A 22,499-nucleotide genomic window follows, 5' to 3' on the forward strand; every position below is an offset into this window, starting at 1 on the left:
TGGTGCAGGCGGTCCGACCGGACCGGAGCTGGTCGGATGACCGGTCGGCCGCCACGAACACGGGAGTCACGTGACCAACGAACGGCGGGTGCTCGTGCACCCGGACAAGCAGGCCCTCGGCGCGTCGGTCGCCGCACGCTTCATCACGAAGATCATCGACGTGCTCGACGAGCAGGAGCGCGCCGACGTCGCCATCAGCGGCGGCTCGGTCTCGTCGCTCGTGCTCGCCGCGATCGCGCAGTCGCCGGCGCACGAGAGCGTCGACTGGTCGAAGGTGCACGTCTGGTGGGTCGACGAGCGCTGGGTGCCCGCGGGTGACGCGGACCGGAACACCACCGGCACGCAGACCGACTTCTTCGACCACGTCGACATCCCGGCCGAGAACATCCACCCGATGCCCGCCTCCGACGCCGGGATCGACATCGAGACCGCCGCCACGCAGTACGAGCAGGAGCTGCAGCAGGCCGCGCCCGAGGGTGCGGTCGCGCCCCGCTTCGACATCACGCTGCTGGGTGTCGGGCCCGACGGCCACACGGCATCGCTCTTCCCGGAGTTCCCGCAGCTCACCGTCACCGACCGCGCCGTCGTGTCGGTCGACGACTCCCCCAAGCCGCCGCCGCAGCGCCTGACGGTGACCTTCCCCGTCATCAACGCGTCGCAGCGGGTCTGGGTCATCCTGTCCGGTGCCAAGAAGGCATCCGTCCTGGGCCTGGCCCTCGCAGGCGCGTCCGTCGACGACGTCCCGGTGGGTGGCGTGCAGGGCCGCAAGCGTACGGTCTTCTTCGTGGACCAGGACGCCGCGCGCGACGTGCCCGAGAACCTCATCGCGTCGACGTACTAGACGCGCGACCTGCCTGACGGGAGGCCCGGTGCCAGCTGGCACCGGGCCTCCCGTCCGTCTGTGGTCGCGTGGGGGCGGGGTCATCGCGGGGTCGAGTGGTCGCGACGCCCCGCTCGTGTTCGCCGAGGTGTCACGAACCGTCGTCTCACGCCGCGCCACCCGACACAACGTGCGACGTCGGCGCATCGCGCGCGGCACGTCGTGACCGCTCGGCGCGCCCCGGCGCGGCGTTCGCGCCGCCTATCGCCCGGTCGCGACACGCCGCCCGCACGACGCCGAGGTCGCACGAACGGTCGTTCCGCGCCGCCGCAAGCGACACGAAGTGCGACCTCAGCGCCAGGCAGGCGGCATGTCGTGACCGCTCGGCGATACAGCCCGGGCGCGCCGCACCCCACCGGCCACCGGACGCACGAAGGCCCCCGGACCGGATCGGTACGGGGGCCTTCGCTGCGTTCGGGGGCGCTACGCCTTCTTCGCCGCGGTGCCGCGACGCTCGCGGAGCTGCTGGAGCGCGTCCTCGAGGAGCTGCGCTGCCTCTTCCTCGGTACGCCGTTCCTTCACGTACGCCAGGTGGGTCTTGTAGGGCTCCGTCTTGGAGACCACCGGCGGGTTCTCCTTGTCGCGCCCTGCGGGGAGACCGCTGGACGGCGAGTCCACCGTCTCGGGGATCTCCTCTTCCGGCAGGTTCGCCGCGAAGTACCGCACGACCTCGTTGCCGAGGGCGTCCCAGTACGAGATCGCCACGCGCTCAGCCTGGACCCCGCGGTCCTGCTCGCCCATGGGGCCTGCGCCGACGCGCGACCCTCGGATTGCACTGCCTCCGGTTGCCATGGTCAGCTCCCCGCCGTGAACTTGTTGATGAGACCGAGCACGATGATCGACACGATCCAGACCAGACCGAGGATCACCGTGATGCGGTTGAGGTTGCGCTCGGCGACGCCGGACGCCCCGAGGTTGCTCGTCACACCGCCGCCGAACATGTCGGACAGGCCGCCACCGCGGCCCTTGTGCAGCAGGATGAGGAGCGTGAGCAGGAGGCTCGTGATTGCGAGCAGGACCTGCAGCACGACGGAGAGTATCGCCACGACGTACCTTTCGTGTCAGTCAGCCGTACCAGTGTACCGGCCGCGCAGCGCACGGCCGGTACCCGGACGGGAGTGGTGCGGAACTACAGCCCGACGTGCTGGCGGAACCGGGCGATCGCCGCGAACTCCTGCACGTCGAGGGACGCGCCGCCCACCAGGGCGCCGTCGACGTCCGGCTCGCGGAGGAACCCGGCGATGTTGCCGGACTTGACCGAGCCGCCGTACAGCACGCGGGTGTCCGCTGCCGCCTGGTCGCCCCAGGCAGCCGCGATGCCGCGACGGATCGCAGCGCACTCGTCCTGCGCCTGCTCGGCGCTGGCGGCCTGACCGGAACCGATCGCCCAGACCGGCTCGTACGCGACGACGATCTCGGACGGCTGCACCGCGTCGAGCACGACGCGGAGCTGCTCGACCGGCACGACACCGGCGCCGCGCTCCTCGCGCTGCGCACCGGTCTCGCCGACGCACACGATCGGCACGAGGCCGTGCTTGACGGCAGCAGCCGTCTTCGCCGCGACGACCTCGTCGGTCTCACCGTGCAGCGTGCGCCGCTCGGAGTGGCCGACGATGACGTACTGCGCGTCGAGCGCGGACAGGAAGGCGCCGGAGACGTCACCGGTGTAGGCACCGGAGTCGTACTGCGACAGGTCCTGCGCGCCGAAGCGGATCGGCAGCTTGTCGGCCGAGATGAGCGTCTGCACACTGCGGAGGTCGGTGAACGGCGGGAACACCGCGACCTCGACGTCGTCGAAGTCGTGCCGGGCGTCCTTCAGGGACCACGCGAGCTTCTGCACGGTGGCGATGGCCTGGAGGTGGTCCAGGTTCATCTTCCAGTTGCCCGCGATCAACGGCGTCCGGGTCATGCTGTCCACCCCAGTGCTTCGAGACCGGGCAGCGACTTGCCCTCGAGGAACTCGAGGCTCGCACCGCCACCGGTCGAGATGTGCCCGAACCGGTCGTCCGAGAAGCCCAGCGAGCGCACCGCGGCAGCGGAGTCGCCACCGCCGACGACACCGAGGCCGTCGACCTCGGTCAGCGCCTGCGCGACGGTCTTCGTGCCGGCGGCGAAGGCCGGGAACTCGAACACGCCCATCGGGCCGTTCCAGAACACCGTCTTCGAGCCGGACACCGCCGACGCGAAGCGCGACGCCGTCTCCGGACCGATGTCGAGGCCGATGCCGTCCGCCCCGAAGGAGGACGACTCGATCGCGTCGGCGGCGACCGTCTCGTGCGAGGCGTCGGCCGAGAAGCCCGACGCCACGACGACGTCGGTCGGCAGGTCGATCGTCACGCCGAGCTCCTGCGCCCGCGACAGGTACTCGCGGACGACGTCGAGCTGGTCCTGCTCGAGCAGCGACTTCGCGACCCCGTGGCCCTGGGCTGCGAGGAAGGTGAAGAGCATGCCGCCACCGATGCAGAGCGTGTCGACCTTCGGCAGGATGTGGTCGATCACCCCGAGCTTGTCGCTGACCTTCGAACCGCCGAGCACCACCGTGTAGGGGCGCTCCGGGTCCTTCGTCAGGCGCTCGAGCACGCGGAGCTCGGTCTCGATGAGCGAGCCGGCCGCACTGGGCAGCGCGGCCGCGAGCTCGTAGACCGAGGCCTGCTTGCGGTGCACGACGCCGAAGCCGTCGGAGACGAAGGCGTCCCCGAGGGCGGCGATCCGCTCCGCGAACGCACGGCGCTCGTCGGCGTCCTTGGAGGTCTCCTCCGGGTTGAAGCGGAGGTTCTCGAGCAGCAGGACGTCGCCGTCCCCGAGGGCCTCGGCGGCCGCGGTCGCTTCGTCACCGACGGTCTCGCCGACGAACGTGACCTCCTTGCCGAGCAGCTCGGAGAGCCGCTGCGCCACGGGGGCGAGCGAGTACTCCGGGGCGGGCGAACCGTCCGGGCGCCCGAGGTGCGAGACCACGATGACGCGGGCCCCGGTGTTCACCAGCGTGTTCAGGGTGCCGAGCGACGCCCGCACGCGGCCGTCGTCCGTGATCGTGCCGTCCTTGAGCGGGACGTTCAGGTCACAACGGACGACGACGCGCTTGCCGGCGAGGTCGCCGAGGTCCTCGAGGGTGCGGAGAGCCATGCGCTTAGAGACGCTCGCCCACGTACTCGGTCAGGTCGACGAGACGGTTCGAGTAGCCCCACTCGTTGTCGTACCACGAGGTGATCTTCACGAGGCCGCCGATGACCTTGGTCAGGCCGGAGTCGTAGATCGAGGAGTGCGGGTCCGTGGTGATGTCGGTCGACACCAGCGGGTCCTCGCTGTAGAGCAGGATGCCCTTGAGCGGGCCCTCGGCGGCCTCCTTGTAGGCGGCGTTGATCTCGTCGACGGTGACCTCGGACTTGGTCTCGAGGGTCAGGTCGGTGATCGAGCCGGTGGGGACCGGCACGCGCAGCGCGAAGCCGTCGAGCTTGCCGGCGAGCTCCGGGAGCACGAGGCCGATGGCCTTCGCGGCACCGGTCGAGGTCGGCACGATGTTCAGGGCCGCGGCGCGGGCACGACGGGGGTCCTTGTGCGGGCCGTCCTGCAGGTTCTGGTCGGCGGTGTAAGCGTGCACCGTCGTCATGAGGCCACGCTCGATGCCGAACTTGTCGTGGAACACCTTGGCGAGCGGCGCGAGGCTGTTCGTGGTGCAGGACGCGTTCGAGATGATGTGGTGGTTCGCCGGGTCGTACTCGCCCTCGTTCACGCCGAGCACGATGGTGACGTCGTCACCCGAGGCCGGCGCGGAGATGATGACCTTCTTGGCACCGGCGTCGATGTGCTTCTGCGCGTCCTCGGCCTTGGTGAAGAAGCCGGTCGACTCGATGACGATGTCGACGCCCAGCTCGCCCCAGGGGAGGTTGGCGGGGTCGCGCTCGGCGAGGACCTTGATGGCCTTGCCGTCGACGACGATGTTGTCACCGTCGAGCTCGACCGTGGCGGGCAGCTTGCCCGTGATGGAGTCGTACTTGAGCAGGTTGGCGAGCGACGCGTTGTCGGTGAGGTCGTTCACCGCCACGATCTCGAGGTCGGAGCCCTTCGCGAGGGCGGCCCGGAAGAAGTTACGGCCGATACGGCCGAAGCCGTTGATACCGATCTTGACGGTCAATGGATCTCCTGATGGGTGTGGAGCGCCCGGGGGGCGCTGCTTTCGGAGTCGCGCACCCTGGCGGGCCCGCGTGTGGTGGACGATACGCCCCGTAACGTCGCCGTAACGACCCTAGCAGTCGGACACTGCGCGACCGCGCTGGATGACGGTCCGTCCGGACGGTCGCGACCGGCGCCCTGGACGCACCGGGGAACGGACGGGAGGCGCGGTGCCAGCTGGCACCGCGCCTCCCGTCCGCAGGGTCGACCGACCCGACTCAGGCCCCTTCGAGCTCCTCCGGGACGCTCGCCTCGGTGCCCGGGATGCCGAGGTCCGACGCCTTCTTGTCGGCCATCGCGAGCAGGCGACGGATGCGCCCGGCGATGGCGTCCTTCGTCATGGGCGGCTCCGCGTGCTGACCGAGCTCGTCGAGCGAGGCGTCGCGGTGCTGCAGGCGCAGCGAGCCTGCGTACTGCAGGTGGTCCGGGACCTCGTCGCCGAGGATCTCGAGCGCACGCTCGACGCGGGCGCAGGCGGCGACGGCGGCCTGGGCGGAGCGACGGAGGTTCGCGTCGTCGAAGTTGACCAGGCGGTTCGCGGTCGCACGGACCTCGCGGCGCTGGCGCATCTCCTCCCAGTCGGCGGTGGTGCGGGCGGCGCCCATGACCGTGAGCATCTGGCCGATCGCCTCGCCGTCGCGGATGACGACGCGGTGCACCCCGCGGACCTCGCGGCCCTTCGCGGCCACGCCGAGACGCGACGCGGCGCCGACGAGCGCCATCGCGGCCTCGTTGCCGGGGCAGGTGACCTCGAGCGCGGCGGCCCGACCCGGGTCGGTCAGGGTGCCCGAGGCGAGGAACGCGCCACGCCAGATCGCGGCGAGGTCCTCGCGGTTGCCGGTGGTGAGCCGGTTCGGCAGCCCGCGCACCGGACGACGACGGGCGTCCATCAGCCCGGTCTGGCGTGCGAGGGTCTCCCCCGCCTCGAGCACGCGGACCAGGTAGCGGGTGCCACGACGAGCGGACGCGGACGACCCCACCGACGCCTCGCTCCGGACGCCGTACAGCTCGGCGAGGTCCTTGCGCACCCGGTGCACGATGATCCGGGTGTCGAGCTCGACCTCGACCGCGATGCGGCCCGAGATGACGTGCAGACCACCCGCGAACCGGAGGATCGTGGCCAGTTCGGCGGCGCGGACCGTGTTGCGGTTCACGGCGACCCTGGCCAGTTCGTCCTTGACCTCGGCAGTCAACGGCACAGCATCATTCCTAACGTTCATCTGGTGGTTCCCGCAGATCCGGCGGCACGGGCGTGGGAGCGGCCGGAGGGACGGTCACTCCCGGCCGAGATCTCGGTTCTTCACACGCACGGCGACGCCTGGCATCCCGCGGAGGAGGTTCGCCAACTCGGCGACGATGGCGACCGAGCGGTGCTTGCCGCCGGTACAGCCGATGGCGATCGTAGCGTGTCTTTTGTTCTCGCGCTGGTACCCCTCGAAGACCGGCTCGAGCACGGAGGCGTACCGGTCGACGAACGGACGCGCTCCCGCCTGGGCGAGCACGTAGTCCGAGACGGGCTGGTCGAGCCCCGTGTGCGGGCGGAGTTCCGGCACCCAGTAGGGGTTCGGGATGAACCGGACGTCGGCCACCATGTCGGCGTCGGCGGGCAGTCCGTACTTGAACCCGAAGCTCATCAGCGTGACCTGGACACCGACGAAGTGGTCGTCGGCGAACTGCTCCGTCACGGAGTTCGCGAGTTGGTGGATGTTCAGGTCCGAGGTGTCGATCACCATGTCGGACGCCTCGCGCAGACCGGCCAAGCGGTCACGTTCGCGGGCGATCCCGTCGAGCAGGGTGTCCTCGCCCTGCAGCGGGTGCGGACGGCGCACCTGCTCGAAGCGGCGGACCAGCACCGCGTCGGTCGCCTCGAGGAACAGCACGCGGACGCGCGCCGAGGTGCTCGAACGGACCTGCTCGACCGCCTGCTCGGGGTCGGTGAAGAAGCGACCGCCCCGCACGTCCACCACGGTCGCGATCTTCGGGATCTTCTCTCCCGCACGCTCGGCGAGCTCCGTGAGCGGCGCGAGCATCTGCGTCGGCAGGTTGTCGACGACGTACCAGCCGAGGTCCTCGAGCGCCTTGCCGACGGTGGAGCGGCCGGCACCGGACATGCCGGTGACGATGAGGATGTCGTGCTGCGACGCGTGGCTGGTCGCTGGGGCGCTGTCGGTCATCTGGGAGTGGGCTCCGTCGTGGCGGCCCGGGCGCGTCGCCCGGGGAGGTCTCGGCTGCCGGACCAGGCTACCGCCCGGTCCCGGTCGGGAGGCACGGCGCCCGTCACGACGGCCGCTGCGGACCGTCGGCGGTCACCTCGGGGACCCGCACCGGGCCTCCGGGGCGGGTGGCGGTGGCGGGGTCCGCGCCGGTTGCGGGTCCGGTCTCGGTCCCGGTTCCGGTCTCGGTTCCGGTTCCGGTCTCGGTTCCGGGTCCGGTCTCGGTCCCGGGTCCGGTCTCGGTCCCGGTCTCGGCGATGGCGTCGTCGTCCGGTTCGGGGGCGCTCGACGCGCTGGTGGCCGGTGCGCTCGTCGGGGTCTGGGCGAGCTTCGCGACGACCGCGGCCGCGGTCGCCGGGCCGACGCCGTTCACCTCGGCGATCTCCTCTGCGGTGGCCTCGCGCAGCCGCGCGACCGAACCGAAGTGCTTCAGCAGCGCGTTGACCCGGGTGGGGCCGAGCCCGGGGATCTCGGACAGCCGGGAACGGACGTCGCGCTTGCGGCGGGTGCGCTGGTGCGTGATGGCGAACCGGTGTGCCTCGTCACGGATGCGCTGGATCAGGAACAGCGCCTCGGAGTTGCGCGGCAGGATGACCGGGAAGTCGTCGTCGGGCAGCCAGAGCTCCTCCAGCCGCTTGGCGATGCCGACGAGGGCGATGTCGCGCACCCCGGCCTCGTTCATAGCACGCTTCGCTGCCTGGACCTGCGGTTGACCGCCGTCCACGATGAGCAGCTGCGGGCGGTAGGCGAACCGCTTCGTGGGCTTCGACCCCTCGACGACCTCGTCCGTGGTGACGTCGGGGACGTCCGGCAGCTCGGCGTCCTCGTCCAGCCGGGCCAGCCGCCGCGTGAGCACCTGGTGCATGCTGTCGGTGTCGTCGGTCGTCTCGGCGATCGTGTAGCGGCGGTACTGGTCCTTGCGCGGCAGGCCGTCCTCGAACACGACCATCGACGCCACGACGTTCGTGCCCTGCAGGTGCGAGATGTCGTAGCACTCCATGCGGAGCGGCGCCTCGGTCATGCCGAGGGCGTCCTGGATGTCGGCCAGTGCCGCGGCACGCGTCGTGTAGTCGGCGGAGCGCTTCGTCTTGTAGAGCATGAGCGCCTGTGCCGCGTTCTGCGCCGCCGTCCGCGCCAGACCCGCGCGGTCGCCGCGCTGCGCGGTGCTGAGCTTCGTCCCGCGACCCCCGCGGCGTTCGCTGAGCCACTGCTGCAGCGCCTCGGCGTCGTCGGGCAGGGTCGGCACGACGATCTCGCGGGGAGGTTCCTCGGACACGGCCGCCGGCGTGAGCTCGGAGTCGGCGTAGACGCCCTGCACGATCTGCTCGACCAGGTCGCCGGTGGCGATGTCGAGCTCCTTGTCGACCACCCAGCCGCGCACACCGCGGATGCGGCCGCCACGCACCGAGAACAGCTGCACGGCGGCGGCGAGTTCGTCCTCGGCGATGCCGAACAGGTCGAGGTCGACCGAGTCGCGGAGCACCACGGCGGACTTCTCGAGCACGGCCTCGAGCGCCTCTACCTGGTCACGGTACTTCGCGGCCTGCTCGTACTGCATGGCGTCGGCCGACGCACCCATGCGCTGCCGGAGCTGCGTGATCACCCGGCGGTCGTACGAGCCCATGAAGCGCACGAACTCCTCGACGAGCGCGCGGTGCTCCTCGATCGTCACCTTCTGCGAGCAGGGACCGCCGCACTTGCCGATCTGACCGGGGAAGCAGGGCTTGCCCGACTGCATCGCCTTCTTGTACGACGAGTCCGAGCAGGTGCGGATCGGGAACACCTTGATCATCAGGTCGATGGTGTCGTGCACCGCCCAGATCTTCGGGTACGGACCGAAGTACTTCGCACCCTTGATCCGACGGTTGCGCGTCACCATCACCCGCGGGGCCTCGTCGCCGAGGGTGATCGCCATGTACGGGTACGACTTGTCGTCGCGGAACTTGACGTTGAACGGCGGGTCGAACTCCTTGATCCAGGTGTACTCCAGCTGGAGCGCCTCGATCTCGGAGCCCACCGTCGTCCACTCGACGCTGCGCGCCGTCAGGACCATGCGGCGGGTGCGCTCGTGCAGGGTCGGCAGCGGGGCGAAGTAGTTGCTCAGCCGGGCGCGGAGGTTCTTCGCCTTGCCGACGTACAGCACCCGGCCGGCCTCGTCACGCCAGCGGTAGACGCCCGGGTCGGTCGGGATCTCCCCCGCCTTCGGCCGCCACGGAACGGTGTCCGCCACCTACCGAGCACCCGCCTTCTGCTTGCTCTTCTGGGTCGCCTTCCGGGCACCGACGGCCTGCTGCTTGCCGACCCGGGCGTCCTGCGCGTCGAAGATCTCCCGCAGGAAGACGCCGGTGTGGCTCTCCGGGACGGTCGCGACGTGCTCGGGCGTGCCGGTCGCGAGCACGGTGCCGCCGCCGGAGCCGCCCTCGGGGCCCATGTCGATGAGCCAGTCGGCCGACTTGATCACGTCGAGGTTGTGCTCGATGGTGATGACGGTGTTGCCCTTGTCGACCAGGCTCTGCAGCACGAGGAGCAGCTTGCGGACGTCCTCGAAGTGCAGGCCCGTCGTCGGCTCGTCGAGCACGTAGACCGTGCGACCGTTCGACCGGCGCTGCAGTTCCGTGGCGAGCTTGACGCGCTGCGCCTCGCCGCCGGACAGCGTGGTCGCGCTCTGACCGAGACGGACGTACCCGAGCCCCACGTCGACCAGGGTCGCCATGTAGCGGTGGATCGCCGAGATCGGCTCGAAGAACTCCGCCGCCTCGCTGATCGGCATGTCGAGGACCTCGGAGATGTTCTTGCCCTTGTAGTGCACCTGCAGGGTCTCGCGGTTGTACCGCGCACCGCCGCAGACCTCGCACGCGACGTACACGTCGGGCAGGAAGTTCATCTCGATCTTGATCGTGCCGTCACCCGCGCAGTTCTCGCAGCGGCCGCCCTTGACGTTGAAGCTGAAGCGTCCGGGCTGGTAGCCGCGGGTCTTCGCCTCCTGCGTCTCGGCGAACAGCTGGCGGATGCGGTCGAACACGCCCGTGTAGGTCGCCGGGTTCGACCGCGGCGTGCGCCCGATCGGTGCCTGGTCGACGTGCACGACCTTGTCGAGCTGGTCGAGGCCCTTGACGCGGGTGTGCTTGCCGGCGATGTGCCGGGCGCCGTTGAGCTGGTTCGCGAGCACCTTGTACAGGATGTCGTTCACCAGCGTCGACTTGCCCGAGCCGCTGACGCCGGTGACGGCGGTGAAGACCCCGAGCGGGAAGTCGGCGTCGATCGACTTGAGGTTGTTCGCCCGCGCACCCTGCACCGTGATGGCGCGCTTCAGGTTGACCGGGCGGCGCTCGGACGGCACCTCGATCGCCCGTCGGCCGGCGAGGTAGTCACCGGTGATCGACTCGCGGTTCTCGATGATGCCCTCGTAGGACCCGGAGTGCACGACGTTGCCGCCGTTCACACCGGCGCCCGGGCCGATGTCGACGACCCAGTCGGCCGTGCGGATCGTGTCCTCGTCGTGCTCGACGACGATGAGCGTGTTGCCGAGGTCCTTCAGCTTGACCAGGGTGTCGATCAGACGACGGTTGTCGCGCTGGTGCAGGCCGATGCTCGGCTCGTCGAGGACGTAGAGCACGCCCGTCAGACCCGACCCGATCTGGGTCGCCAGGCGGATGCGCTGCGCCTCGCCACCGGACAGGCCGCCCGCCCCACGCGCCAGGGTCAGGTAGTTGAGCCCGACCTCGAGCAGGAACTCCAGGCGGGCGCGGATCTCCCGCAGGACCGCGGCCGCGATGTGCGCCTCGCGGTCGGTCAGCGTCAGCTCGTCCATGAACGCGTAGGCGTTGTCGAGCGACATGTCGGTGACGTCCGCGATGCTGCGGTCGTTCACCGTGACCGCGAGCACCTCGGGCTTGAGACGCGTGCCGTCGCACACCGGGCACGGGACCTCGCGCAGGTAGCCCTGGAACCGCTGCCGCTGCGAGTCCGACTCGGCCTCGGCGAACTTGCGCTCGATGTAGGGCATGACGCCCTCGAACCCGCTGGTGTACCGCATCTCGCGACCGAAGCGGTTGCGCCACGACACCGAGACCTGGAAGTCCTTGCCGGTGAGGATCGCCGCCTGCACCGACGGGTCGAGCTGGTTCCACGGGGTGTCGAGCGAGAAGCCGAGCTCCTTGCCGAGGCCGCCGAGCAGCTTCTCGAAGTAGGAGTACAGGCCGCTCGTGCCCGTCCACGGCAGCAGCACGCCGCCGCGCAACGACGCCTCGGGGTCGCCGAGGACCAGGTCGGGGTCGACCGACATGCGGGTGCCGAGACCGGAGCACTCCGGGCACGCACCGAACGGCGCGTTGAACGAGAAGGTGCGCGGCTCGATCTCGGTGAGCGCGAGCGGGTGGTTGTTCGGGCACGACAGGTTCTCGGAGTAGGTCCGGACGGCGCCGGGCCCCTCGTGGTCGACCAGGTCGATGCCGACCGTGCCGTCGGTCAGCCGCAGTGCTGTCTCGAGCGAGTCGGTCAGGCGGCCCAGGATGTCCTCGCTCGCCACCAGACGGTCGACGATGACCGAGATGTCGTGCTTGACCTGCTTCTTCAGCTTGGGCGGGTCGCTGAGCTGGATGCGCTCACCGTCGACGATCGCACGTGCGTACCCGGACGCCGCGAGCTCCTGGAAGAGGTCGACGAACTCGCCCTTCTTCTTCGAGACGACGGGGGCGAGCACCTGGAACCGGGTCCCGCTCTCGAACTGCATCAGCTGGTCGGCGATCTGCTGCACGCTCTGCTTGCTGATGACCTCGCCGCAGGTCGGGCAGTGCGGCACGCCGATGCGCGCCCAGAGCAGACGCATGTAGTCGTAGACCTCGGTGATCGTGCCCACCGTCGACCGCGGGTTGCGGTTCGTCGACTTCTGGTCGATCGAGACGGCGGGCGACAGTCCCTCGATGAAGTCGACGTCGGGGCGGTCGACCTGGCCGAGGAACTGGCGGGCGTACGCCGACAGCGACTCCACGTACCGGCGCTGGCCCTCGGCGAAGATCGTGTCGAACGCCAGCGAGGACTTGCCCGACCCGGAGAGTCCCGTGAACACGACGAGGGAGTCGCGCGGGATCTCGAGGTCGACGTCGCGGAGGTTGTGCACGCGGGCACCGCGGACGCTGAGCGTCGAGGTGCTGTGCGGCGCCGTCCCGCCGGGGATGTGGAGGTCAGCGGGCTCGCCGAAGGCGTTCCGGCCAGACGTCGAGGTACCGCGGTCAGAGGTGATGGTCATCACCGACGATTCTACGGAGCGGCACCGACATCCGTTCCGGATCGCGCCTCAGGCGAGTGCGTCGAGAGCGAACGCGACCCCCGAGGCGCGCTCGCTGGCGGCCCAGAGCTGCGCCGCTGCCGTGCGGTCGTGCGCCCAGGCCTCCGCGTGCACCCGGGCCGCGGGACCCCGGAGCTGCAACCGGCCGGCCGGCCCCCAGTACTCCCCCGCCCGGACGTCCGCGCCGACCGCGGCGTGCACGAGCGGCTGCGCGCCGACGTCCTTGCCCTGGGCGACCAGTCGGTGCGCCGGCCGGATCCACGCCGGGTCGGGCCGCGTCGGGGCGATGTCCGGCCGCGCGGGCGACAGGCGGTCGAGCGAGAGCCCGGGGTGCGCGACGACGCTCGTCACGGCCGACCCCGCGTCGGCGAGCCGCTGCGCGAGCTCGAAGCCGAAGAGCATCACCGCGAGCTTGCTCCGCGCGTACTGGCGGTGGTTCACGTAGTGGCCGTCCCGCAGCGGGTCGACCGGATCGAGCCGGACGAAGCGGTGGGCGATCGAGCCGAGGTGCGCGACCCGGCCGCCCCGGCGCTCGAGCAGCGGCATCGCGAGCGCCGTCCACGCGAAGTGCCCGAGGTGGTTCGTCCCGATCTGCAGCTCCGTGCCCTGCGCGGTGGTCCGGCGGATCGGGGCGCCGACCACGCCGGCGTTGTTCAGGACGGCGTCGACGCCGTCCGGCTCGAGCGCCGCGAGCTCGTCGGCGGCGGAGCGGACGGAGCCGAGGTCGGCGAGGTCCAGGTGCACGTGCACGATCGACGCGTCGTCGACGAACCGCCGGATGCTCCGTTCTGCCGCCTCCGCGCGGCCGCGATCACGAGTCGCGAGCACGACGCGGTGCCCCGCGGCCGCCAGTTGCTCCGCTGCGTGGTACCCCAGGCCGGCGCTCGCCCCGGTGACGACCACCGTGCGGCGGCCGTCAGCTGACATGCCCCGCGGACTCCATCTGCCGGAGCGCCTTCTTCAGGTCCTGCACCTCGTCGCGCAGTCGCGCGGCGAGCTCGAACTTCAGCTCTGCCGCCGCCTGCAGCATCTGGTCGTTGAGGTCGCCGATGGTGGCCTCGAGCTGGGTGGCACCCTCGCCCGCGATGCCGCCGCGGCGCAGGTTCGGCGTCGGCGAGCGTCGGCCGTCGGCGGCCGGTCGGCCCTCGAGCAGGGCCTTGGTGTCGTCGTTCTCGCGCTGCAGGACCTCGGTGATGTCGGCGATCTTCTTGCGGAGCGGCTGCGGGTCGATGCCGCGCTCCAGGTTGTAGGCGACCTGCTTCTCGCGCCGTCGATCGGTCTCCTCGATCGCGATCTTCATCGAGTCGGTCATCTTGTCGGCGTACATGAGCACCTGACCCGAGACGTTGCGGGCCGCTCGACCGATGGTCTGGATCAGCGAGGTCGACGAGCGGAGGAAGCCCTCCTTGTCGGCGTCCAGGATCGCGACCAGGGAGACCTCGGGCAGGTCGAGGCCCTCGCGCAGCAGGTTGATTCCGACGAGGACGTCGTAGACGCCCTGCCGCAGCTCGGTCAGCAGCTCGACGCGCTTCAGGGTGTCGACGTCCGAGTGCAGGTACCGCACGCGCACGCCGGCGTTGCCGAGGAAGTCCGTGAGCTCCTCGGCCATGCGCTTGGTGAGGGTCGTGACGAGCACGCGCTCGTCCTTCTCGACGCGCTGCGTGATCTCCTCGAGCAGGTCGTCGATCTGCCCGTCGCTCGGCTTGACGACGATCTCCGGGTCGATCAGGCCGGTCGGGCGGATGATCTGCTCGACGACGCTGTCCGTGACCCCGAGCTCGTACCGGCCCGGCGTTGCCGACAGGTAGACCTTCTGCCCGACGCGCTCGAGGAACTCCTCCCACTTGAGCGGGCGGTTGTCCATCGCACTCGGCAGCCGGAAGCCGTGCTCGACCAGCGTGCGCTTGCGCGACGCGTCGCCCTCGTACATGGCGCCGATCTGCGGCACCGTGACGTGCGACTCGTCGATGACGATGAGGAAGTCGTCCGGGAAGTAGTCGATGAGGCAGTGCGGGGCCTCACCCGGCCCGCGACCGTCCATGTGCCGCGAGTAGTTCTCGATGCCGGAGCAGAACCCGATCTGCTCCATCATCTCGATGTCGAACGTCGTGCGCATGCGCAGGCGCTGGGCCTCGAGCAGCTTGCCCTGCCCCTCGAGCTCGGCGAGCCGCTCGGCCAGTTCCTCCTTGATGCTGCCGATGGCACGGTGCATCACGTCGGTGTCGGCGACGTAGTGCGACGCCGGGAAGATCGACACGGCCGGCAGGTCGTCGATGACGTTGCCGGTGAGGGGGTGCAGCGACGAGAGCGCTTCGATCTCGTCACCGAACATCTCGATGCGGATCGCGTGCTCTTCGTACATCGGGATGATCTCGATGGTGTCGCCGCGCACCCGGAAGGTGCCCCGGGCGAAGTCGACGTCGTTGCGCTGGTACTGCATGGCGACGAACTTGCGGACGAGCTGGTCGCGCGAGATGGTCTGCCCGACGTGCAGCGCGACCGAGGCGTTCATGTACTGCTCTGGCGTACCGAGGCCGTAGATGCAGGACACGGTGGAGACCACCACGGTGTCGCGACGGCTGAGCAGGGAGTTCGTCGTCGAGTGCCGCAGCCGCTCGACCTCGGCGTTGACCGAGGAGTCCTTCTCGATGAAGGTGTCCGTCTGCGGCACGTACGCCTCGGGCTGGTAGTAGTCGTAGTACGAGACGAAGTACTCGACCGCGTTGTTCGGCATCAGGCCGCGGAACTCGTTCGCCAGCTGCGCCGCGAGGGTCTTGTTGTGGGCGAGCACGAGCGTCGGCCGCTGCACCTGCTCGATGAGCCACGCCGTCGTCGCCGACTTGCCGGTACCGGTCGCACCGAGCAGCACGACGTCGGTCTCACCGGCGTTGATCCGCCCGGCGAGTTCCGCGATGGCCGCGGGCTGGTCGCCACTCGGCGAGTACTCGCTGATGACCTCGAACGGACGCACCGCTCGGGTCGGTTCGATCGCAACACCCATGGTGTCAACGCTAGTCGGAGCCCCTGACACCCGGGGCCGTGCTCGCCGTCGGCGTACCGTCCGCCGCGATGCGCGACCACACCTCGTCGGCCGACCGCACCGTCTGGTCGAGGGTGCCCGTCGCGTCGACCACGTGGTCGGCGAGGGCCAGGCGCTCGGCGTCGCTCGCCTGCGCGGCCACGCGCCGTTCCGCTTCGTCGCGGGCCATGCCGCGGTGCGCCACCAACCGCTCGACGCGCTGCGCGGCCGGCGCGTCGACGACCACGACGGCGTCGAAGCGCAGGGGTCGCGCGCCACGCGCCTCCGCGAGCAGCGGGACGTCGTAGACGACCACGGCGTCCGGGTCGTCCGCCTCGGCCGCGTCGAACGCCTGCTGGGCGAGCCGCCACACCTCCGGGTGGGTGATCGCCTCGAGGTCCCTGCGCGCCGCCGGGTCGGCGAACACGATCGCACCGAGCGCCGGGCGGTCGAGCGACCCGTCCGCTGCGATCACCGACGGGCCGAAGCGCGCTGCGACCTGCTCGAGGCCGGGGCTCCCGACGGCCACCGCCTCGCGCGCCAGGCGATCCGCGTCGACCACGACCGCGCCGTGCTCCGTCCACCGCCGCGAGACCGTCGACTTGCCCGCGGCGATGCCGCCCGTGAGACCGATGATGCGCACGACGACAGGCTAGCGACCGCGGCCCGGGAACGCCGGAAGCCCGGCACCCCGTTCAGGGGTGCCGGGCTTCCGGTCGGTGCGACCCGCTCGATCAGTTGGTCGAGCTGAGCTTCTCGCGGAGCGCCGCGAGCGAGGCGTCGTCGGCCAGGGGGCTCGCGCCACCCGTCTCGCCGGCGAACGACGAGGACGACGACGACGATGCGCTGGCCGGGAGGTCGAAGCCACCCTGCGCCTCGTCGGCGATGGTCTTCGCGACCTGCGCCTTGTGGGCTTCCCAACGCGCCTGGGCGGCCGCGTACTGGCCCTCCCACTCGGTGCGCTGGGTGTCGTAGCCCTCGAGCCACTCGTTGGTCTCCGGGTCGAAGCCCTCGGGGTACTTGTAGTCACCCTTGTCGTCGTACTCGGTCGGCATGCCGTAGAGCGCCGGGTCGAACTCGTCGCTCTCCGGGTCCACGCCCTCGTTCGCCTGCTTGAGGCTGAGCGAGATGCGGCGACGGTCGAGGTCGATGTCGATGATCTTGACGAAGACCTCGTCGTTGACCGAGACGACCTGCTCGGCGAGCTCGACGTGCTTGTTCGACAGCTCCGAGATGTGCACGAGGCCCTCGATGCCGTCGGCGACGCGGACGAAGGCACCGAACGGCACGAGCTTCGTGACCTTGCCCGGTGCGATCTGGCCGATCGCGTGGGTGCGGGCGAAGACCTGCCACGGGTCCTCCTGGGTCGCCTTGAGCGAGAGCGACACGCGCTCGCGGTCCAGGTCGACCTCGAGGATCTCGACGGTGACTTCCTGACCGACCTCGACGACCTCGCTGGCGTGCTCGATGTGCTTCCAGCTGAGCTCGGAGACGTGGACGAGGCCGTCGACGCCGCCGAGGTCCACGAACGCACCGAAGTTGACGATCGAGGAGACGATGCCCTTGCGGACCTGGCCCTTGTGCAGGTTGTTGAGGAACGTGGTCCGGGACTCGGACTGCGTCTGCTCGAGGAGCGCACGGCGCGACAGGACCACGTTGTTGCGGTTCTTGTCGAGCTCGAGGATCTTCGCCTCGATCTCCTGGCCGAGGTACGGCGTGAGGTCGCGGACACGGCGGAGCTCGATGAGCGACGCGGGGAGGAAGCCGCGGAGACCGATGTCGACGATGAGACCGCCCTTGACGACCTCGATGACCGTCCCGGTCACGACGCCGTCGGACTCCTTGATCTTCTCGACGTCGCCCCACGCACGCTCGTACTGCGCGCGCTTCTTCGACAGGATGAGGCGACCTTCCTTGTCCTCCTTCTGGAGGACCAGGGCCTCGACCTCGTCGCCGACCTCGACGACCTCGTTGGGGTCGACGTCGTGCTTGATCGAGAGCTCGCGCGAGGGGATGACACCCTCGGTCTTGTACCCGACGTCGAGGAGGACCTCGTCGCGGTCGATCTTCACGACGGTGCCGGAGATGAGATCACCGTCGTTGAAGAACTTCAGGGTCTTCTCGACCTCGGCCAGGAAGTCATCAGCCGAACCGATGTCGTTGATGGCGACCTGCTTAGGAGCCTTGGTCGTAGTGGTTGTCATGTAGAGATTGCTCCGAACGGACATGAGTCGGGCCATGGCGTGCGGGGACTCGGCCCCCGTGGTGCACCGCCGTGGCGATTGATTGTGTGACGCGGTTTGCGCCGCACAAGTCTAACCGCACCGGCGGAGCCCCCACAACCGGGCGTGTCACCGGCGCGTCACCGGCACATCAGCGCAGCAGCGCGCTCCGCAGGGTGTCCAGCCCGATGCTGCCGAGCGAGAGCGCCCGGTGGTGGAACGCCTTGAGGTCGAAGGCGGCTCCCTCGCGCGCGGCGACCTCGTCGCGGATGGACTCCCACACCCGCTGGCCGACCTTGTACGACGGCGCCTGGCCCGGCCACCCGAAGTACCGGGCGACCTCGAACCGCACGAACGCGGGGTCCATGTTGACGTTCTGCCCCATGAAGTCGAGGGCGTACTCCCACGTCCACCCGCCGCCGTCCGGGTTGGTCTTCTGCAGGTGCACGCCGATGTCGAGCACCACGCGGGCGGCCCGCATCCGCTGGCCGTCGAGCATGCCGAGCCGGTCGCCGTCGTCGTCGAGGAACCCGAGCTGCTCCATCAGGCGCTCGGCGTACAGCGCCCACCCCTCGACGTGCCCGGACGAGCCGGACAGCTGCCGGCGCCACGTGTTCAGCTCACCGCGGTTGTAGACGCCCTGGCTGATCTGCAGGTGGTGTCCCGGCACACCCTCGTGGTAGACCGTGGTCTTCTCGCGCCAGGTGCCGAACTCCGTGACGCCCTCGGGCACCGACCACCACATGCGGCCGGCCCGCGAGAAGTCGTCCGAGGGGCCGCTGTAGTAGATGCCGCCCTCCTGCGTCGGGGCGATGCGGCACTCCAGCCGACGGATGGGCTCGGGGATGTCGAAGTACGTGCCGGCCATCGCGGCGATCGAGGCGTCGCTCGTCTCCTGCATCCAGCGCTGCAGGGCGTCCGTCCCGTGCAGCACGCGCGCCGGGTCGGTGTCGAGCACCTCGATCGCGCGGGCCACACTCGCGCCGGACTCGATGCGGTCGGCGATGCGCTCCTGCTCGTCCCGCATGCGGGCGAGCTCCTCGAGGCCCCACTCGTACGTCTCGTCGAGGTCCACGACCGCGCCGAGGAACCGGCGGGAGTGCAGCTCGTACGCCTCGCGACCGACCGCGTCGACCGGGGTGGCGAGCGGCAGCAGCTCGTGCTCGAGGAACTGCCCGAGGCTCCGGTACGCGGCCGCGGCGACCTCGGCACCGCGGACCAGCTCGGTGCGCAGGGTGTCGGGGACCGGCGAGCCGTCGTCGAACGCGGCGCCGTCGGCGAGCCGGCGGAAGAACCCGTCCTCGGCGCCGTTGCGGGCGGCCTGCTCGGCGACCAGCGCGACCTGGCGCTTCGCCGGGGTGACGTCCTCGCGCGTGCCCTCGAGCAGGGTCTCGCGGATCCCCTCGATCGCGTCGGGGAGCGCGTGCAGTCGGCTCGCGATGTCCTGCCAGTCGCCCTCGGTCGCGGTCGGCATCAGGTCGATGACCTCGCGCACCGACTGGGCCGGGCTCGCGATGACGTTGAGGTCACGGAGGTGCAGCCGGCGGTCGTACGACTCCTGCACCAGGTCGAGCTCGGCGCCGAGGTCGGCCTTCGTGACCTCGTCCACCGCATCGGTGGCGGCCGCGGCGTCGAGCGCGCGCTTCGCCGCACGGGCGGCGTCGGCCACGGCAGCGGCGCCGGCCGGCGACGTGTCGCCGTACTCCCCCGTGCGCCCGGGCACGCCGATCGAGGAGGCGATCGTCGGGTCGAGGTCGACGAGGGTGGTCACCCAGTCCTCGGCGACGCGGTCGACGGCGGACGGCTGGCGGTCGGGACGCTGTTCGCTCATGCACCCGAGCCTAGCCACGCGGCGGGTCGCGGTGCAGGTCGCGGGAGCCGGCGGCCGGGAGGCGCGGTGCGGGCCCGCACCGCGCCTCCCGGCCGTCACCGGTCGCGTCGCGACCGGACGGGGTCAGTGCGCCGCGCTCTCCCAGTTCGGCCCGACGCCCACCGAGACGTCGAGCGGCACGCTGAGCTCGGCCGCGCTGCCCATGCGGGTCCGCAGGATCTCCTCGACGCGCTCCTGCTCGCCGGGCGCGACCTCGAGGATGAGCTCGTCGTGCACCTGGAGCAGCAGGTGCGACCGCAGGTCGCCCGTCTGCAGGTCGTCGGCCACCCCGAGCATCGCGATCTTCATGATGTCCGCGGCCGAGCCCTGGATCGGGGCATTGAGCGCGGCCCGTTCGGCGTTCTCCCGCAGCACCCGGTTCGGGCTCTTCAGGTCGGGGAAGGGACGACGGCGGCCGAAGATGGTCTCGGTGTAGCCGTCCTCGCGCGCCTGCTCGACGACGTTGCGCAGGTAGTCGCGGACCGCACCGAAGCGGGCGAAGTACTCGGTCATCAGCGTGCGCGCCTCGGACTGCTCGATCCGCAGCTGCTTCGACAGGCCGAAGGCGCTCAGGCCGTAGGCCAGGCCGTACGACATCGCCTTCACCTTGGTGCGCATCTCGTTCGAGACGTCGGCGGGGTCGACACCGAAGACGCGTGCGCCGACGAACCGGTGCAGGTCCTCGCCCTCGTTGAAGGCCTGGATCAGTCCGGGGTCGCCGGAGAGGTGCGCCATGATGCGCATCTCGATCTGCGAGTAGTCGGCGGTGACGAGCGTCGTGTACGGCTCCGCGACGGCGAACGCCGAGCGGATGCGTCGGCCGACGGCGGTCTTCACCGGGATGTTCTGCAGGTTCGGGTCGGTGGACGAGACACGTCCGGTGCTCGTGCCGGTCTGCTCGTAGCGGGTGTGGATGCGCCCGTCGACCACGGCGGCGTCGAGCGTGTCGACGATCTGACGGAGCTTCGTGGCGTCGCGGTGCTGCAGCAGGAGCCCGAGGAACGGGTGCGGGTGCTGCTCCTGCAGGTCGGCGAGGCTCGCGGCGTCGGTCGAGAAACCGGTCTTGGTCTTGCGGGTCTTCGGCATCGCCAGCTCGGTGAACAGGACTTCCTGCAGTTGCTTCGGGGAGCCGAGGTTGACCTCGTGCCCGATCTCGGCGAAGGCCTGCTGTGCCAGTTCGGCGGCGCGCTCCCCCAGCTCCTTCGACAGGCCGGTGAGCACGGGGCGGTCGATCCCGACACCGATGGTCTCCATGCCGGCGAGCACCGAGACCAGTGGCAGCTCGATGTCGTCCAGGACCTGCAGCGAGGACTCGTCGATCCGGGCGCGCAGGGCCGTCGTCACCCGCAGCACGAACCACGCGTGCACCCCGACGTTGACCGGGTCGGTCTCGGGGACGAGCTGGTTCGGGTCGGCCGTCGGCAGTTCCTCGCCGAGCTCCTGGTAGACGAGGTCGGCGAGGGGCTGCCCCTGCTTGCCGGGGTTGGCGAGCCAGCCCATGATCCGGGCGTCACCGGCGACACCGTTCACCGTGATGCCGACCGAGCCGAGCGCCTTGATCGCGGCCTTGGCGTCGTGGAAGTGCTTCGGGGCGTCCGAGGCGAACCACGCCGTCAGCTGCTCGTAGTCCTTCGCACCGCTGCCGCCGGGCACGAGCACCGCGTCGTCGTGCGTCGCGATGCCGATCGCGCTGAGCCGACCGTCGATCACCTCGACCGCGACGCCGTAGCCGTTCGCTGCCTCGGTCGCGTTGCGGCGCTCGAGCCAGTAGCCGAGCTCCTCGTCGATCAGGGTCTTGACCGGCGGCGGGGTCGGCGCACCGCTGTCGACGGAGCCCTCGGCGGGGGCGGCGTCCGACGGATCACCGGTGCCGGCGACCTTGAACACGCGGTCGAGCAGCGTGCGGAACTGCAGCTTGGCGAACAGCTCGCGGACCGCGGTCTCGTCGAGGGGACGGAGCGCGACGTCGGCGGGGCCGACGGGCAGCTCGACGTCGGTGACGAGCCGGTTGAGCTTGCGGTTCCGGACCGCCCGGTCGCGCTGCTCGCGCAGGTTGTTGCCGACGACGCCCTTGATCTCGTCGGCGTGTTCGAGGACGCCGTCGAGCGATCCGTACTGGGTGACCCACTTCACGGCGGTCTTCTCGCCGACCTTGTCGATGCCGATCAGGTTGTCGCTCGTCTCGCCCACGAGCGCCGCGATGTCCGGGTACTGGTGGGGCTCGATGCCGTACCGCTCGTACACCTTGTCGCGGTCGTAGCGGGTGAGCTCGGAGACGCCGCGGACGGACGGGTACAGCAGGGTGACGTCGTCGTTGACGAGCTGGATCGAGTCACGGTCGCCGGAGACGACGTACACCTGGAAGCCCTGCTCCGCGCCCTGCTTCGAGAGGGTCGCGAGGATGTCGTCGGCCTCGTAGTCCTCCTTCGTGACGGTGGTGATGCCCATCGCCTCGAGCGCCTGCTGCAGCAGCGGGATCTGCCCCTTGAACTCGGCGGGGGTCTCGGAGCGCGTGCCCTTGTAGGCCTCGTACTCGCGGGTGCGGAACGAGAACCGCGAGATGTCGAAGGCCACCGCCAGGTGGGTCGGCTTCTCGCGCTGGAGCAGCATGAGCAGCATCGAGATGAAGCCGTGGATGGCGTTCGTGTGCTGCCCGTCGCGGTTCACGAAGCTGTCGACCGGCAGCGCGTAGAACGCCCGGAAGGCGAGCGAGTGGCCGTCGATGACCATGAGGGTAGGCTTTGCGGAGTCCGACACCCGGACAGCCTACCGACGCCATCCGACACGGGAGTCCTGCGCGCGTGACCGACGAAGCGACCACCACGACCGCGGTCGACG

The 22,499-nt window shown here is 70.3% G+C and carries 16 protein-coding genes; 1 reads left to right on the plus strand and 15 read right to left on the minus strand.

Annotation, left to right across the window (positions count from 1 at the left end; translation table 11 throughout):
* The first annotated feature begins 70 nt into the window (after positions 1-70).
* Positions 71-841 carry a 6-phosphogluconolactonase gene (gene pgl / locus LEL83_RS05100; protein ID WP_225558001.1) on the plus strand — a complete coding sequence of 257 codons (771 nt, stop codon included), beginning with the start codon at positions 71-73 and terminating at the stop codon, positions 839-841.
* 462 nt (positions 842-1,303) lie between these two features.
* Here pgl and LEL83_RS05105 read toward each other — a convergent pair whose 3' ends face one another.
* The 15 genes from LEL83_RS05105 to polA all read right to left on the minus strand — a co-directional run bounded on the left by LEL83_RS05105 (position 1,304) and on the right by polA (position 22,418).
* Positions 1,304-1,672 (minus strand): RNA polymerase-binding protein RbpA, encoded by a 369-nt coding sequence (locus LEL83_RS05105; protein ID WP_198655935.1) that lies wholly within the window; start codon positions 1,670-1,672, stop codon positions 1,304-1,306.
* 2 nt (positions 1,673-1,674) lie between these two features.
* Positions 1,675-1,926, minus strand: a complete 252-nt coding sequence (gene secG / locus LEL83_RS05110; RefSeq protein WP_058727797.1) for a preprotein translocase subunit SecG — start codon at positions 1,924-1,926, stop codon at positions 1,675-1,677.
* Between the two features lie 83 nt (positions 1,927-2,009).
* Positions 2,010-2,789, minus strand: coding sequence for a triose-phosphate isomerase (gene tpiA, locus LEL83_RS05115; RefSeq protein ID WP_225558002.1), 780 nt, complete (start codon positions 2,787-2,789; stop codon positions 2,010-2,012).
* Entirely contained in the window at positions 2,786-4,003 is a 1,218-nt protein-coding gene (locus tag LEL83_RS05120) for a phosphoglycerate kinase (protein ID WP_225558003.1), read from the minus strand. Before LEL83_RS05120 ends, tpiA begins: the two co-directional genes overlap by 4 nt.
* A gap of 4 nt (positions 4,004-4,007) precedes the next feature.
* A complete protein-coding gene (gap, locus tag LEL83_RS05125) occupies positions 4,008-5,012 on the minus strand; it encodes a type I glyceraldehyde-3-phosphate dehydrogenase (RefSeq protein ID WP_198655938.1) in 1,005 nt (334 codons plus the stop codon).
* Between the two features lie 256 nt (positions 5,013-5,268).
* The gene (whiA, locus tag LEL83_RS05130) at positions 5,269-6,249 is read right to left on the minus strand and encodes a DNA-binding protein WhiA (RefSeq protein ID WP_198655939.1); all 981 of its coding nucleotides are present in this window, start codon (positions 6,247-6,249) and stop codon (positions 5,269-5,271) included.
* Positions 6,250-6,324: 75 nt separating this feature from the next.
* Complete coding sequence (gene rapZ, locus LEL83_RS05135) at positions 6,325-7,224, minus strand: RNase adapter RapZ (RefSeq protein WP_198655940.1); 900 nt, start codon at positions 7,222-7,224, stop codon at positions 6,325-6,327.
* A gap of 103 nt (positions 7,225-7,327) precedes the next feature.
* Entirely contained in the window at positions 7,328-9,493 is a 2,166-nt protein-coding gene (uvrC, locus tag LEL83_RS05140; protein WP_225558004.1) for an excinuclease ABC subunit UvrC, read from the minus strand.
* Positions 9,494-12,511 carry an excinuclease ABC subunit UvrA gene (uvrA, locus tag LEL83_RS05145; RefSeq protein WP_225558005.1) on the minus strand — a complete coding sequence of 1,006 codons (3,018 nt, stop codon included), beginning with the start codon at positions 12,509-12,511 and terminating at the stop codon, positions 9,494-9,496.
* A 48-nt stretch (positions 12,512-12,559) separates the two neighbouring features.
* Positions 12,560-13,477 (minus strand): SDR family NAD(P)-dependent oxidoreductase, encoded by a 918-nt coding sequence (locus LEL83_RS05150; protein WP_225558006.1) that lies wholly within the window; start codon positions 13,475-13,477, stop codon positions 12,560-12,562.
* A complete protein-coding gene (gene uvrB, locus LEL83_RS05155; protein WP_308009872.1) occupies positions 13,467-15,539 on the minus strand; it encodes an excinuclease ABC subunit UvrB in 2,073 nt (690 codons plus the stop codon). The genes LEL83_RS05150 and uvrB overlap by 11 nt, the downstream gene beginning before the upstream one ends.
* 22 nt (positions 15,540-15,561) lie before the next feature.
* Complete coding sequence (gene coaE, locus LEL83_RS05160; protein WP_225558008.1) at positions 15,562-16,212, minus strand: dephospho-CoA kinase; 651 nt, start codon at positions 16,210-16,212, stop codon at positions 15,562-15,564.
* A 91-nt stretch (positions 16,213-16,303) separates the two neighbouring features.
* Positions 16,304-17,773 carry a 30S ribosomal protein S1 gene (gene rpsA, locus LEL83_RS05165; RefSeq protein WP_225558009.1) on the minus strand — a complete coding sequence of 490 codons (1,470 nt, stop codon included), beginning with the start codon at positions 17,771-17,773 and terminating at the stop codon, positions 16,304-16,306.
* Positions 17,774-17,942: 169 nt separating this feature from the next.
* Positions 17,943-19,622 carry a DUF885 domain-containing protein gene (locus LEL83_RS05170; protein WP_198655946.1) on the minus strand — a complete coding sequence of 560 codons (1,680 nt, stop codon included), beginning with the start codon at positions 19,620-19,622 and terminating at the stop codon, positions 17,943-17,945.
* Positions 19,623-19,745: 123 nt separating this feature from the next.
* Positions 19,746-22,418, minus strand: a complete 2,673-nt coding sequence (gene polA / locus LEL83_RS05175) for a DNA polymerase I (RefSeq protein WP_225558010.1) — start codon at positions 22,416-22,418, stop codon at positions 19,746-19,748.
* Positions 22,419-22,499: the final 81 nt, after the last annotated feature.

Source organism: Curtobacterium oceanosedimentum, from assembly GCF_020297365.1.
Taxonomy (GTDB): Bacteria; Actinomycetota; Actinomycetes; order Actinomycetales; family Microbacteriaceae; genus Curtobacterium.